Raw genomic sequence first — 14137 nt, forward strand, 5'->3', positions numbered from 1 at the left:
CGCGAGACGTTGACAACCGCGTGCCGCGCGATCTTCCGTGCCGTCGCTGGCGACAACGAACACAACAGTGCCGCTACCTGAATCGTAATCGAATCGGCGCCAATATCACGGGCGACGCGGGCGCCGTACCGGATTGCGAGCGAGCTCGGGGAGAACATCTCGCCTGCCTCGTCGGCCTCTAGCAGTCCTCTTTCTCGCGCGCGAGAGGGTACGCGCCGAGCTAGAGCAAATAGCTCTTGTCGATCTTAAACTGGAGCAGCTGCACGGCTCTCTTGAATTCGTCCGTGACGTCTTCGGGGAAGTCACGGATGCGCTCCTGCGCCTCGACAAGGGCCCGCAAGTTCCTCATCTGTTGCTCCACGTATTCAAGAACGAAGCGGTCCTTTCGCTTATAGTACAACATCATCGATCGCGGGTCGCCTGAGGCGGCCTTGAAGATCAGCTGCTTGTCAATGGCAACGCTTGCCGGAATCATCTCGCGCTTGTTTCCAACGACGATCGGGACCAAGGTATCCTCGGCCTCGAAGAACGCGCGGCGGACCTCCTCATCCGAGATTGAACGCAGCTGCTTGCGCGGCCTTCCCTTCGGATTGCCCGTGATACCCTTTTCGAACTGTCCCTTGGCGTTACGGCTCATGTCATCCTCGCAAAACCGATGTCAGGGAGGACACACAACACAAAAATGGCGTGGCCTCCGGGTTCGCCAAATCCCTGCAAGCAGGAACTCGGCCCCATCAGGCGTCACGCCATCATTTGCGCACTACAGGTCGGGTTTGTGCATCACGCAAAGCCCAGATGGGCTCAACCCGGCTCTCGTGCGAGGCACGCTCTCTATAGCTGAAATCAGCGCCTGGCTCAATGATCGCACCGATGTTCTGGATCGAGCGCGCTGTCACGCTGCCGGCGCCGCCGTTCAGATACGCTCCTAGAGATCGTCTAGGGCGCCGGCTGTTGAGGCGAGGTGGCAAGCTCATGAAATCGGCGAGCGAGATTGGTCCAAATGAGGTCGATCGCTTCATCGCCGCCCGCGTTTTTCGTCCCCCAGCTGCCGGTGTGCGGCACACCGTAAAGTTCTGTGGGGCCGATGCGGGTGTGCGCGGAGGGCAGACAGGCGTGTCGCCATGGCAGCGGTGCAAAGCCCAGGGCGGACCTCACCGAGTTGAATGTCTTGGCCCCGAGGCAGAGAGCCATCCGCGGCTTCACGATGTCCAGCTGAGGCAAAGTGTAGGCGAGCGCGCAGGCGCGCAGATCCCTCATCGGGACATTGCTGCTCATCTTGCCTGGCTTGATATAGACCAGAACGTTGGTGGCATAGGTCTGCGAGAAGCAAAGGCCGAAATGCTGCGCCAGCAGGCGCTTTAGGTTTTGGTTGGTTGCGAGATGGGCGTCCTGTCCGGTGACGGCGCGATCCGCACGCTGCTTCGCATCATCGTTGCGCCGGAGGTAATCGTCAGAAGCCCAATCCTGCCCAATGATCATGAGGTCCGCATCCAGATCGCATGCCGACTTGGTCCAGGGTACCACAAAATCAAAGTCCCAACGTCCACCGTCATACAGGTGCAAATGATGGTAGCGGCCGCCGGCCTCTGCGCGACGCTTTGCGACCAGCATCGCCATGGCGGCTTGCTTGTCCACCCCTACCTCCCCTGTCGACAGCCTACGTGCTTCTGATTAGCGTTTTCCGGATGACTTGCAGGACCGCGATCATCTTGGGCGAACGTCGCGCTCCCTCGAGCCGCGGCATGCGACGCGCCATGAGCTGGCTGTTGCCAAGCCGAAAGTCTGGACGTTCGCTAAGGCTTGCCGTGCGTACGGACACGAGGGAGCACACGGACCCGTTGCAATGGAATCGTCACGGGGCGGCCGAAACGATATCGGTATGGATGAAATCGTCACCCTTGAACAACAAAGGCTCGCCAGTACTTTTGGCGAGCGCGTAAGCAAAGCAGTCGCCAAAATTCAGTCTGGCAGGATGGCCGCTGCCCTTGCCGAAATCGCGATAGGCTTCGCGTGCGACTTGCGCCTGAGCCTGAGTCACAGATTCGATCGAAATCTGCGCTTCCTTCATCAGTTCGTCGAAACGCCGGCTGGCGATAGGATCCCGGCTGGCATCGATCACGACGGCGGCCTCGACGAAATTTGCAGCGGATATCCGTCGAATGGGATGAGATTCGATTGCAAGTGCGCAGCGCTGTGCCTCGGGCTCATTGCGCAGGATGGCAATGAGCGCAGATGTATCGACGATCATCGAGGCAATCCGCGCTCGTCGTAGAGCAGATCGCCGTGATCGGCCGATCGGTACGGCTCTTTCAAGTGCTTAGCGCAATCCCCACCGATCTTCAGCAAACGATCCGATAGACGTGCGCCTTGCTTGCGGCGAACCCGCTCGAGCCGCTCACGAAGGGCATTCGTCACCGCCGCAGTCAGCGACTCCCCGGTCCGCTGTGCTAGTTCTGTCGCTAGTTCATGGGCTTCGGGATTCTTGATGTTCAAACTCATCTTCCACCTTCTACCGGTTAAGATAAACCTTTCTACCAAGCCGCTCAAGCCGTCTTTTTGGAATGAGCGCAATCACTCTTGTAAAATGCTATCAAAATATCTAACTTGATATCATCGCAGTCAATTTGAGGACGACGCTATCATGGCCGCTGTCACCATCCGCCACCTCTCCGAGGAGACGCATCGCGCCCTCAAAGTCCGCGCCGCGCAGCACAATCGCAGCACGGAGGCCGAAATGCGCGCCATTCTGGAGGCCGCCGTACGACCCGAGGGCCGGCTGCGGCTCGGCACCGCCCTTTCGGAAATGAGCCGGAAGATCGGCCTCACCAATGCCGACGTCGAGGCACTCGAGCATGGCCGCGACGCGCGTGCCGCTGAGCCGATGCGCTTCGAATGATCTTGCTCGATACCAATGTTGTCTCCGAGGCGATGAAGCCCGAACCCCATCCGTCGGTCCGTGGCTGGCTCGACGCCCAGGCCGCCGAGACGGTGTTTCTCTCCAGCGTTACGATCGCCGAGCTGTTGTTCGGCATCGGCGCACTGCCACGCGGCAAGCGCAGGGAGCGGCTGGCGACTGCGCTCGACGGCGTGCTGGACCTGTTCGCGGCCCGCATTCTGCCCTTCGATACCACCGCGGCGCGGCGATACGCCGATCTCGTTGTCAAGGGGCGCGCGGCCGGAAAAGGCTTCCCCACGCCCGACGGCTATATTGCCGCGATCGCCGCCGCGCACGGGTTCGTGGTGGCATCGCGGGACACGAGCGCGTTCAAGGCCGCCGGTCTGACGATCATCGATCCCTGGACCGTGGCCAGCTGATAGAGTGTCGAGCGGCCGCGTCACCGCGACGACAGAGACCGTGAGGAATTTTGCAAAGACGACGCACAGCCGCACCAGCAAATCATGGCTCTGCATGAAGCGCAGAACTGGGTCAGTTTAACGGGGCTCTGCATCGCATGGACTTCGCGAGTTCGCAGGCTCACTGAAGGAGATCGCTCCGGCGCTGTTCGATCTCGGCGAAGGTTTCCCCAGTCACCGCCATGGTCGCAGCCTGCCCGGTATAAGCCTGCCAGCGGCGGATCGCGACGTCGACGTAGAGCGGATCGAGCTCAATGGCGCGCCCCCGCCGGCGGGACTTTTGCGCGGCCATGATGGTCGTGCCTGATCCGGAGAAGGGGTCGAGCACGATGTCGCCGCGACGCGAGCAATCCTTGATGGCGTCGATCACGAGCGCAGTCGGCTTTACCGTCGGGTGCATTTCGAGCTCGCTTGCACGGCTCGCACTAAAACTGTTGATGCCGGCGTAGTCCCAAACATTGGTGCGATAGCGGCCGTGCTTGCCGAGCTCGATCGTGTTCACGTGTGGCCCCTGCCCCACCTTGTAGACGAACACCAGCTCATGCTTGGAGCGGTAGAACGAGCCCATGCCGCCATTGCTCTTGTTCCAGACGCAGAGGTTCTTCAGCTCGGAATAGACGCCGCCGGCCGCCTTCAGCACCTCGTCCATGTGGCGCCAATCCATGCAGATGAAATGGATCGCGCCATCCATGCTCACCTGCGCCATGTTGCCGAAGACCACACTCAAGAAGCCGGCGAACTCCGGAGAGCTCATCTCGCCGGACGCCATCTTGAATTCGCGGTGCTTGACCTCGCCATTGCCGCTGACATGCCCGTCGATCGGCACGTTGTAGGGCGGGTCGGTGAACACCAGGCGGGCCTCGTCGCCGTCCATCAGATCTGCGAGCGAGACCGGATCGCAGGCGTCCCCGCACAGCAAACGATGCTCGCCCAGGACCCAGAGATCACCCAGCCGCGAGACCGCATCGCTGCCCACAGCCGGAACGCGATCGCTCCGGTCGGGCTTCTCGCGCTCCATTTCGCCGTCAACCAGCAAATCAATCTCGGCGGTCTCAAAACCGGTCACTTCCACATCGAAATTGATCTCGACACCCATCAATTCGCGCCAGAGCCCGCGCAGCTGGTCCATGTCCCAGTCCGAGTTCAGCGCGATCTTGTTGTCGGCAAGTGAGAACGCAATCTTCTGTGCGGCCGTCAAATGGCTGACCCGCAGCACCGGCACCTGCTCCAGCCCGGCCAACCGCGCGCCCTTGACACGGCCATGACCGACCAGGATCATGCCGTCCTCGTCCGCCACTACAATGCTGTTGAAGCCGAACTCGCGGATCGAGGCCGCGATCTGATGCAACTGCTTCTTCGAATGCCGCCTGGCATTGGCCGGATTCGGCTTCAGCTCGGCAATGGGCAGGTGGTCGACGCGGAAATCACTCATGAGACCTCTCCAGCAGACAGGTCTCGACCGTATCATAATCTATACGTATACTTCAAACATACTCACGCGATAGACGGCGCGCATTCGCGCATTGGTTAATCCGTCATCCTTTGATCGTGATCTCGATATCTTCGGGCCTCACGCCAAAGGTGGCGGCCAACCCTTTCTTCGCCTCGGCGATCGTCAGCCCTCCTCGCACCGCGCCAGAGTCGGTCGGCCGCGCGGCAGGCACCGGTTGAAATGTCAGCCGCTTGAGCTGGATCCCGAGCTGCTTCAGGCTGCTATAGGCGACGGGGTTACGCAGCTCCTTGCGCCAGACATCCGCAACGGCAATCTCGGCGAACTCCGAGATTCCGACGTGAAAGCGAGCCTGCCCCCGCGAGTTCTCGGACGCCTCAAGCGGGGCCAGCGATGAAATGCGGCCGACCAGGAAGGCGGTACGAGGCGGAATGCCCTCGGCCTTGTTGTCCCAATCTTGGCGCCTACAGCAAACAAGGTAAGGGCAGCGCTCGACGCTTTTGCGATTGAGGACCCAGCCCCGGGACCCCGCGCGAGCCAGAATCTCTTGCCGCGTCTCCGAGGTAAAGACGGCCACGGCGGCGTCATCGGTCTTGATCATGCCCAGCCTCAATCCAAGTCGGGAGCGTGCTCGGCTGCGGGCCTTCCAGATGCCCCGTGAGCGACCATCAGTTCAGTTCCAGCCTTCTGCAGCACGCGGCTTGGGGGCAGGCGCCCGTAAGCACCCCGCTCATTGCGTGCGCCATGCACCAGCAACAGCAGCTTGTCGGCGAGCTCGATTGGATCGCGCAAGCCCGCGGCTCGGCACAGTCCGACCACCCGCCGCCGCTCCACCTGCCAATAGTCTTCGATCATCCTCAGCAGGGGCGGACGCTGCTGGCGAGGCTCGAACAATTCTGCCGCCGTGCGTGCGAGCAACACGCGCGCCTCCATCATATATCCGGTCTGGTCTCCTTCGAAGCCAAGCCACTGCCGCAGCTGCGTCTCAGGATCATTCGGATACTCCGCGGCAAGACTGCCCCAGAATTCCTCGCCCTCCGCAATCAGCGTCTTGATGAAATGACCCACCAACGGATCGCCATGGCCGAAATACTTGGCCAAGGTGTCCGTATTCGTATGCGCGTCGTGAGCGATGAGGCTTGGGGCGGCCCTGATCCCAAGCAACCGAAACAGCCTGTCGGCAGTTTCGATCAGGCGCTCCTTGGCAGACTTCTCGAACTCGGAAGCTGGCTGCTGTATCTTTCTGGGAAGCTGCTGCATCAAATTGGCTCCTGGACCATGTATCAGCCAATTATAGCATAACTTGTGCCGATCGGTTTTCTCCGCGGGCCGACCAACGCCCAATGATGTCCGCTCTTGGCCGGTCGCCAACTGGACGAAAACGGCCATCGCGCCATCGGGGGCCGCGCCTAACATATTGTTATCATAGAGCATTATTCGTTAGCCCAACCCAAAAGCGCGCTGCAAGAGCCGAGATTTAAAGGATTCCGGACCTGCCGGAGTGCGGACAGCAGGCAAATCTCCTCCACGACCTTCCCTGGGCCTTGGAGAGGCTATCGACTTTCCTGCTGGTTCGCCCCGCGCGAGGAGCCGCAGCACGATCGCCCTGAAACTCGGGTTCAGGCACCCATCGAAAGAACAAGCGGCCTCGCCAACCACAACATTCTGGATGGCTGGCCGCGCTCTTCTTTTGCGCTGAGCTAAATTAGCCGAACAACCTGGCGAGCAGCTCATCCGCGCTATCGACCTGCTCGAAACAGGCTTTGCCGAGATCACGGTGCATGGGGCGTTCGAGCTTCTGCCCGTTGCTGTCCGCGCGCGTATGCCGGCTGATCTTCGAGCCCAAGTCCGGCAGCCGCGCTCCCGGCTGGCCGCCGAACCAGAAGTAGCGCTCGAACGCCAACGTGCGCTGGTCCACCTCCAGCCAAATCACGCAGCCGCTGGGCTTTTCGAGCAGCCGGGTGCTGACCGTCACGTGCCGGACGCAGGACCCGGAAAAGCTCGACTTCAGCTGGACGTGCCGGAGGATACCGCTGGCTTCCAACACGATATCGTAGCCGCCCCGGTCCACCTCGCTCGTCAGCACCTCGATGTCGTGACAGCCCTGCTGCCAGCGTGCGGCCATCAGCTGACCGAGCAGAAGATGGAGAAGCGCCTGCTCCCGAATGTTAGAGGCGCGGGAGTGAGACGTAAGTGGGTCCTGATGCAATTCAGCGAGCATTGTGAATCTCCTTTGGGGGTTAGTCATACCCGCCATTGCGCTCCGCTAGCCGCACAAGTCCAGCACAACCGAGCGTCCAGCCCACCAGCTTCGCACGTGAGGGTTAATCATATCCTTTTTTGGGATAATCCCATTCTGGGATCAAATTGGCCGCCGCCGAATCGAAACGCGACTGGCGGCTATGGAAAAGTCCCTCAAATCCGCCGACTATGCCCGCCTGATCGCGCTTCTTGTCGCGACGCGACATAAGGCCGGCATCCGCCAGCAAGCGCTGGCAAAAAAGCTCCGCAAACCGCAATCCTTCGTCGCTAAGTATGAAGGCGGAGAACGCCGGCTCGATGTGATCGAGTTCATCACCATCGCCGAGGCGCTCGGCGCCAATCCCCTGAAGCTATTTAGATCGTTCCTGCGGGCTAAGACGCGGTAGCCGGCGCCTTTCTTGCCTGACAGAACTTCAACAGCTCTTCAACGCCGAACGCTCGCCGGCCACAAAGTTAGCGACGGATCTGAGAACTGGAGGGCCGCGGTTCGTGACCACGACGGTGCGAGCGCCTCCAGAGCATTTTTCCGGCATGCTCGTAAAGTCGTGAAGCCGCCTAGGCTCTTGCTGACCGTTCCATGACGCGGAGAACCCGATTACTACTCTACGACATTGGCACCGGATCACCACGCGTAACGCAAGATGCCCTTGCCGGCATAGCTGCGCGTGACGTTTGAGAACTCCCCCTCGAAGGTCGCAGCCGCCGACCAGCCATTCAACCACTTCTTTTCCGCCGAGGCCGTGACCAGCGCCGAGTCCGATGCCATCGCCGCGCCATTCACGACGAAGCTTGCGCCGGGCAAGGTCTGGAACGTGGCGCCGATCGCGCGATTGGAATTGAAGTCGTGGGCCCAGGCCAGCCGGCTCCGCAACGTGACGATCCCGTTATCCTGGGCAAACGCCTTGTCGCTGCGCAGGCCGAGCTCGCTGCGGATATCCGTGATGCTTTGCGAATTGTAGGCAAGTGCGAATTGATTGCTACCAACGATCATCCGCTCGGCGTAGGCCGGTAAGTCGAACGATGTGACCTGCGCCGCCGCGTACGGCGTCAAGCCAATGCCTCGCGTGGCGAAACGATAGCCACCTTCCAGCCGCGCGGAGTACGTATTGGCGTTGAACTCGGCTCGCAGGCGATCGACTCCAGCGGCGGTCACGGTCCGATCGGTGATGACGTCCTGCCAACCATACGCCAGCGCGGCCGTGATGTAGGCGGGGCCAGCATTGTGCCGGAAGAAGGAGCCAGCCTGGAACAGATCCGAACGGCCGCCACCGAGATTGTTGGCCACGGAGAAACTGGTGCCGCCGCCAGCGAGCGCGAAGCCAATTAGCGTGTCGCGTGACAGGCGGTAGTCTGCACCGACGGCCGTAGCGTAGAGGGTGCTAGTCGTCGTGTTGGATACAACAGCCGCGTTGCCGTCGGTCTGCTGCGAACCGCCGAAGCCTGCTGCCCAGACACTCCAGCGCTGCTCGAAGCTGGGAGCCGCCGGGCGGCCCTTCGTGTAAATCGTCGATAGCGCGTCGTCGGGCCTGCGCTTGGCGGCATAGGCAAGTGATTCATCGTCGGTATAGCCCATCGCACTACCGCCCACCGCAATTGGATCGCCGCGGCCTGCAATGAAGGGATCTGTCATGACACCAAGAAACTGGTTCATGGCGTTGAAGGTGGTTTGCTGGGACCCGGTCGCGGCCTCGCCGGAAACCTGCGACAAGCCTGATGGCGTCAACGTTCCGAACACGATCGGGATGCTTCCGCTGGAATTGAAAAAGTTGACCAGCGTGTTGGCAACGGCCTGTTGATTGCCGGAAAGGCCGCTGCCAAAATTCGGGGCAGTCGAGAAGCCCAATGTTAGATCGAGATAAGCATGCGCGGTGTCATAGCTGAGCGAGTCGCTGAAATTCGCGGGCAAATTGACGTTGCTGAGTGATCCGAACGTCCCATTGACGCTGCCGGCGCTCACAATCGTGTATCTTTTGGAGATGTAGGTGCCGTTGCTGAAGAACGCCTGAACCGAGGCTCCGCCCGGGGTCGCTGCACCTGACACGGTGGCAAGCGAAGCGGTCTGTGGATTAACGGCCACCTGGAACAAGGCTCCGGAGGAGAACGCCAGACTGCCATTGATGTTCATCGTCGAACCTGGCGTGCCATTCCCTGGCGCAAACACGGCGCCGCTCCCGATGGCCAGCGCTCCCACTGAGCCGGTTCCGGAGAAAGCTCCGCCCGCGATGGTGGTCGCGCCGTTGATCGTGCCCGTGTTGTTGAATGTGCCGGCCGTATTGGTGAGACCGCCATTGAGTGTGCCGGCGTTGCTTGCCGAGCCGCTGTTGGTCAACAATCCCGATACGGTCGCGCCGGAAGTGTTGCTGAACGATCCCGACGTATTGATCGTGCCGGTCCAGGTCCCGCTGTTCACGATGGTGCCGGTGTTGGAGGCGACATTCGCAAAATAATTGCCACTGTTGTTGACGAGACCCGCGTTGTTCAGATCATCATGAACCGTGCCACCCGCGGCCACCGCAATGATGCCCGTTGCCGTATTGGTGACCGAGCCGAACGTCGCGAAGCCTCCGCTGTCAACCATGAAATTCGCAGCGTTCGTTAGCGAGACGCTATTGGTGATCGAGCCTCCGTTCGCGATCTCGAGCGTACCATTGCTGACGGTGGTCACACCGCCATAGGTATTATTCACCGTGAGCATGAAAGTCCCGGACCCGATTTTGGTAAGGGAGCCGCCACCGCTGATCACACCGGCATACGCCGTTGAGCTATTATCGTTGCCCGTGGTGAGCGTGGCCGGCCCAAGCTGGGTAGCACCGGATCCCGCCAGCGATCCGATGGTCTGATTAAAGCCGTTCAGGGACAGGATCGCGCCGCTATCGACCGTGAAGGCCGAGTGGGCAGCAAACACGTTGGCGGCACCCGCGGCCATCGTCCCCTGTTGAACTTCGGTCGTGCCGGTATAGGAGGATGCGACGCTGACGGTGAGCGTGCCGGTGCCGTATTTGACGAGCGGCCGGGACGCATAGTTGCCGTTAGTGAGTTGCGACGCGCCTGGCACGGAATCATTGTTTGCCAAGCCGAATTGCAGGACCAGGGCGCTATCAAAATTGCTGCTGAAATCGTGGAGCAGATAAGCGCCGCGGCCGTCGGTGCCGACACCGAGCGTATCAGTCTTTTCGTCGAAAGCGAGCGATGTGACGGTCGTGTTGGGCAGGCCAGTACCCAGGCGGCGCCATCCCGACAGCGCGCCCGCGGCATTGCTGTCGGCGACGACAAGTGGACTGCCAGCGTTGTCCGCGTTGTTGACGCCTCCCACGAGCAGCGCGTCGACGCCGTTGTAATCGACGAAGCCGAGTGACGTCGGCCGCGTGAAGTTCGCCGGCAGGTTGGAGGTCAAATTCTGGAAGGACGTACCCTGATTGGTGCTTCCGTAAAGATTGATGCTGTCAGCGACGAAAAAGCGCTGGTCGGATCGCAGATCGAGTTTCACCGACGTTGGTGCAGAGCCAGCGTAAGCCCCGAGCTGCTGAAGTGAACTGGCGGCAGCGGTGGAGCTGAAAGCGACGCCACTGAAGGAGCCTGCAAGAAGGGCATTGGTGTTGTTGCGCGTGCCGTAGTCGATGGTGGTGACAAAGGTTCCGGTTCCGCCGAGATTCGTCAGGGCGAGATTTATGGTGGTCGCCGACGGGCCATTGGCGCCAGTCAGAGAGTCTGTCGTTACCGACACCCCGTCGCTCTCGATCGCGATGCGGGTGGGATCGACGTTGTTGAGGACAAGCGGGCCAGTAAAGTTCTGAGGATTGGCTCCAATGAAATTCACGGACGCACGCTGGGTCACGTTGCCGAGGGAATCGACGATCAGGCGCGTGGGCTGTCCAAGGAACTGCGTCGTCGTGTAAATGGCGCTGCTCGTGCCCAACGTACGGTCGTTGACGCGCGCATTGATGCCATCGCCGGCCTGGATCTGGTTGAAAGTTTGACCGCCGAGCGCCGATTGGAGCGAGGCCCCGTTGTCCTGAGCTGCGATCACGACTCGCTTGCTGTTGCCGTCGTACGCTGAGGAATAGAGCTCCATCGTGGCTAGATTGTTCATGCCCTGGAACACGCCACCCGTCGTCGACGGGCTGGTCCGCGAATAGATGCCACCATCGACGCCGAGTAAAAGCTTTCCGTTCGCGTCGAACGTCAAAGCCCGGCCGTCGGGATGGGTCGTGGACCCGTTTGCCGTATTGGTCGGCGTGCTCGTGTCGTCACCCAGCGCCTGCGACGTGTTGTTCGAGGCGTTCACCCGATACGCGGCAAGCGCGTTGATCCCGCCGTTGCTAGAGAAGTTGTTATCCCCCATGACGTAAACAAGATTCGGATGCGCGGGATCGACCGCCAGCGCTATGTTGACCGGAGCTTGTGCCCCGCCGTTAACATTTGGGGCGGTCAAAGCCGTATAGGCGCCACTGCCACCTGTAGCGTTGTAGTACAAACCAGTGAGCTTGAATGTCGAGAGGTCGACGATACCGATAGCCAACACGCCATTGGCTCCGACGCCAAGCTTGATCGTCGTCTGCGTGCCAGCGGTAATCAATCCAGTGTTTGCGGATGTAAACACGGCGGACCAGGTCGCGCCTCCGTCAGTGCTCTTGTAGACGGCGGTCTGATTGTTGGTCGCAGCGCTGCTCGCCGTCACGGTGGCGTAGAAAATGTTGGCGTTGGCGGGGTCGCCGACCAGAGACGTGATCGGCCCCGCGGGCAAGCCGCTTCCGCCAGCACCTCCGACCGCGGTGAAAGTCGTGCCGCCATTGGTGCTGCGGTAAAGACCACCGCTATAGAAACTGCCGCCCGCCTCCATGACCCGCGGCTCATAGGAGGCCGCCAAAATCGTCTGCCCGCGAACAGCCACATCGGTGATACTTTGACCCGCCAAGGTCGGGTTCGCGATTGTTGTGAAGGAGGCGCCCCCATTCGTGCTGTAGTAGATCAAGCCGGGTAGATTCCCGAAATTTCTCGGGTCGGTGAACGTTGAGGCCGACGCAAAGCCACCGTTCGAGGTGGCGCCGGTTCCGACAATGATGGTCTGATGCGTCAGGTCGGTCGGATCGAGTGTGACGCTGGCGATCGAGAGCGAACTTTTCTGGTCGGTCAGCGGTGTCCAGCTTGCGCCACCGTCCGTCGTTTTCCAGACACCGCCGTTGACGCTGCCGGCATAGATAATGTTGGCGTTCGAGGGATCGGCTGCGATCGCCTCTATCGCGCCGCTCACCGTCCCATTGGGTGGATTGTCGCCGCTCCCTACTGTGTTGCGATCACCGATAGCCGGTCCAGGCCCCTGGGAGATGAACGTGGCGCCCTGTTGAATTTCGGCACGGGCTGCCGCCGGAATGAGAGCCGTTGCCAGGAATACCGCATACGCCGTCCGAAACCGCGAAATCTTGACCGAGATTCCGCGCCCACCCGCTATATTGCTCACCGCGCCGCCCAGAAATAATCATCAACAATTGGAAATAGAATTACTGATGCACTTGGCGGAGTCGACGTGAACTGCCGATTTTTCCCAAAAAATCCACGATTGTTGCAGATGCGCACCAAGGCGGCTCCGGACTCCAAAGCCGTAGCCCTTAAGGGAAGTTACCGTTCGCGCTGCGCGGCGATGACGTTTACATATGATGGGGCAAATACGTCTTGAAAAGACGCCGGCCGCAACCAACGAGCAAAGGATTGGACAGAGGCTAGGTGAGATCCGGACATTTATTTGGAAAAGTTCACGTGTAACGATGCAAAGAGATCACGTCTCGGTATCTGTCGTCGCAAACAAAAGCCCCGGGCGTTACCCCGGGGCTTCGACACGTTTTAGAGACCTAATTAGTACTTCGCGATAACTGGTCCACCGAACCGATAGTTGATGCGCGCTGTGACCATATCGACGTCTTGGCGGATGCTATCCGTCCGAGAGAGACCGCCTGCCGGAGGAAGCGCAGAGGTAAACGTCAAATCTCGGCGGCCCAGGAAAAGATGGTCGTACTCAACACCGACAGACCAGTTCGGAGCAAAACCGAACTCAATTCCGGTCCCGACCGCACCACCGTATCGGGTCTCGGAAGCGCGATCGAAAGTCACCGACGTAGCGGTCAGGATGCCTTCGTATTTATCATGAGCGATCGCCAAACCACCCTTCGCATACCAGAGCACGTTGCTCCATGCATACCCGACTTGGCCCGTGACAAGACCAATGGCGTCGATCTTGCTCTGGTTGGTAGCCGCGAAGCCAAAGATAGGTGCCGACGCCAAACTGGCGTTCGATCCCTTCAGGTTCGCCCAGTCACCTTGGCCTTCGAGGCCGAAAACCCAGTTTGCGGACTGCCAGCGATAGCCCACCTGCCCGCCGACAATGCCCCCCGTGGCATCGTGGCATCCTTCATCGAAGGCCGGGACGGTCGGGCCGCCGAGTGTGCTCGTGTTGGTCCAGCATTTCCGGCTCCAACCGCCACCACCATTGAGGCCAATATAGAAGCCGCTCCAATCGTAGATTGCAGCAACCATCGGCGCGGCCTTGGTATAAGGACGAGCGGCTAGATCGGCGGAGAACGCAGCTCCAGCGGTCGTTAAGAGAATAGCAAGTGAAAGTGCAACGCGCTTCATGGAGGCTCCCCAGCAAGTGTTCTCCAACTTTTACCACCTCTTCCCGGTCCTCACCGTGTCCGAGACGCAACAGTGGAGTGCAAAATGGACAAGTTGTCGCAGTTTCGGCCAGGAGAAAAACCCGCGGGCCAGGGTCTGCGCGATCGTCCGCTGCATGCGCGAAAAGGCGGTCGAGGACTTGCGCGCGCAGTGGCGAACCGGCGCGACCTCTACGAAACGAGCCGCTACCCCTGCCGGGATTGGGAAGAGCTCGCGGAGAAATGCGCAGAGCTTGATCTCGATCTCGTTCATAATCACAGCGCCGACAAGGATTTCTGGCTAAGAAGCCGCGCAAGGCTCCGAAGAAGGGCAGCTCCGGGAGAACGTTGATATGGCCTAGCTCACCACCGCCGACCGGATCTAACTGAGCTACGATCACGCGAATTGAGCGCGCTGGCAGATTGC

14 protein-coding genes are annotated in these 14137 nt (G+C 60.4%); 4 read left to right on the forward strand and 10 right to left on the reverse strand.

The annotated features are described in order from the left end of the window. Positions 1–220: 220 nt before the first annotated feature. From XH91_RS27390 to XH91_RS27405, 4 genes are all read right to left on the reverse strand, one after another. A complete protein-coding gene (locus XH91_RS27390) occupies positions 221–637 on the reverse strand; it encodes a DUF5681 domain-containing protein (protein WP_128953477.1) in 417 nt (138 codons plus the stop codon). Positions 638–936: 299 nt separating this feature from the next. Next, positions 937–1635, reverse strand: coding sequence for a uracil-DNA glycosylase family protein (locus XH91_RS27395; RefSeq protein WP_128953478.1), 699 nt, complete (start codon positions 1633–1635; stop codon positions 937–939). A gap of 217 nt (positions 1636–1852) precedes the next feature. After that, complete coding sequence (locus tag XH91_RS27400) at positions 1853–2248, reverse strand: type II toxin-antitoxin system VapC family toxin (protein ID WP_128953479.1); 396 nt, start codon at positions 2246–2248, stop codon at positions 1853–1855. Next, positions 2245–2499 carry a type II toxin-antitoxin system VapB family antitoxin gene (locus XH91_RS27405; RefSeq protein WP_128953480.1) on the reverse strand — a complete coding sequence of 85 codons (255 nt, stop codon included), beginning with the start codon at positions 2497–2499 and terminating at the stop codon, positions 2245–2247. The genes XH91_RS27400 and XH91_RS27405 overlap by 4 nt, the downstream gene beginning before the upstream one ends. A gap of 142 nt (positions 2500–2641) precedes the next feature. Here XH91_RS27405 and XH91_RS27410 point away from each other — a divergent pair, with 142 nt between their 5' ends. Then, complete coding sequence (locus tag XH91_RS27410; protein ID WP_128953481.1) at positions 2642–2896, forward strand: FitA-like ribbon-helix-helix domain-containing protein; 255 nt, start codon at positions 2642–2644, stop codon at positions 2894–2896. Next, the gene (locus XH91_RS27415) at positions 2893–3315 is read left to right on the forward strand and encodes a type II toxin-antitoxin system VapC family toxin (RefSeq protein WP_128953482.1); all 423 of its coding nucleotides are present in this window, start codon (positions 2893–2895) and stop codon (positions 3313–3315) included. Before XH91_RS27410 ends, XH91_RS27415 begins: the two co-directional genes overlap by 4 nt. 160 nt (positions 3316–3475) lie before the next feature. On the opposite strand, the gene XH91_RS27420 is transcribed toward XH91_RS27415, so the two are convergent. The 4 genes from XH91_RS27420 to XH91_RS27435 all read right to left on the reverse strand — a co-directional run bounded on the left by XH91_RS27420 (position 3476) and on the right by XH91_RS27435 (position 7025). Next, on the reverse strand, positions 3476–4786 hold the full coding sequence (locus XH91_RS27420) for a site-specific DNA-methyltransferase (protein ID WP_128953483.1): 1311 nt from the start codon (positions 4784–4786) through the stop codon (positions 3476–3478). 103 nt (positions 4787–4889) lie between these two features. Continuing rightward, a complete protein-coding gene (locus tag XH91_RS27425) occupies positions 4890–5405 on the reverse strand; it encodes a hypothetical protein (RefSeq protein WP_128953484.1) in 516 nt (171 codons plus the stop codon). A gap of 8 nt (positions 5406–5413) precedes the next feature. Then, on the reverse strand, positions 5414–6064 hold the full coding sequence (locus XH91_RS27430; protein ID WP_128953485.1) for a hypothetical protein: 651 nt from the start codon (positions 6062–6064) through the stop codon (positions 5414–5416). 445 nt (positions 6065–6509) lie between these two features. After that, positions 6510–7025, reverse strand: a complete 516-nt coding sequence (locus tag XH91_RS27435; RefSeq protein ID WP_128953486.1) for a hypothetical protein — start codon at positions 7023–7025, stop codon at positions 6510–6512. 181 nt (positions 7026–7206) lie between these two features. Between XH91_RS27435 and XH91_RS27440 the strand changes: the two genes are divergently transcribed. Continuing rightward, positions 7207–7452: a helix-turn-helix domain-containing protein gene (locus XH91_RS27440; protein ID WP_128953487.1), complete on the forward strand. Its 246-nt coding sequence runs from the start codon at positions 7207–7209 to the stop codon at positions 7450–7452. Positions 7453–7688: 236 nt separating this feature from the next. Here XH91_RS27440 and XH91_RS27445 read toward each other — a convergent pair whose 3' ends face one another. Further along, positions 7689–12524 carry an autotransporter domain-containing protein gene (locus XH91_RS27445; RefSeq protein ID WP_128953488.1) on the reverse strand — a complete coding sequence of 1612 codons (4836 nt, stop codon included), beginning with the start codon at positions 12522–12524 and terminating at the stop codon, positions 7689–7691. 392 nt (positions 12525–12916) lie between these two features. Further along, positions 12917–13693 carry an outer membrane protein gene (locus XH91_RS27450; protein ID WP_128953489.1) on the reverse strand — a complete coding sequence of 259 codons (777 nt, stop codon included), beginning with the start codon at positions 13691–13693 and terminating at the stop codon, positions 12917–12919. Positions 13694–13777: 84 nt separating this feature from the next. Between XH91_RS27450 and XH91_RS27455 the strand changes: the two genes are divergently transcribed. Beyond that, on the forward strand, positions 13778–14062 hold the full coding sequence (locus tag XH91_RS27455; protein ID WP_128953490.1) for a hypothetical protein: 285 nt from the start codon (positions 13778–13780) through the stop codon (positions 14060–14062). The last annotated feature ends 75 nt before the right edge of the window (positions 14063–14137 follow it).

The organism is Bradyrhizobium guangzhouense (genome assembly GCF_004114955.1).
In the GTDB taxonomy this organism is placed as follows: Bacteria; Pseudomonadota; Alphaproteobacteria; order Rhizobiales; family Xanthobacteraceae; genus Bradyrhizobium; species Bradyrhizobium guangzhouense.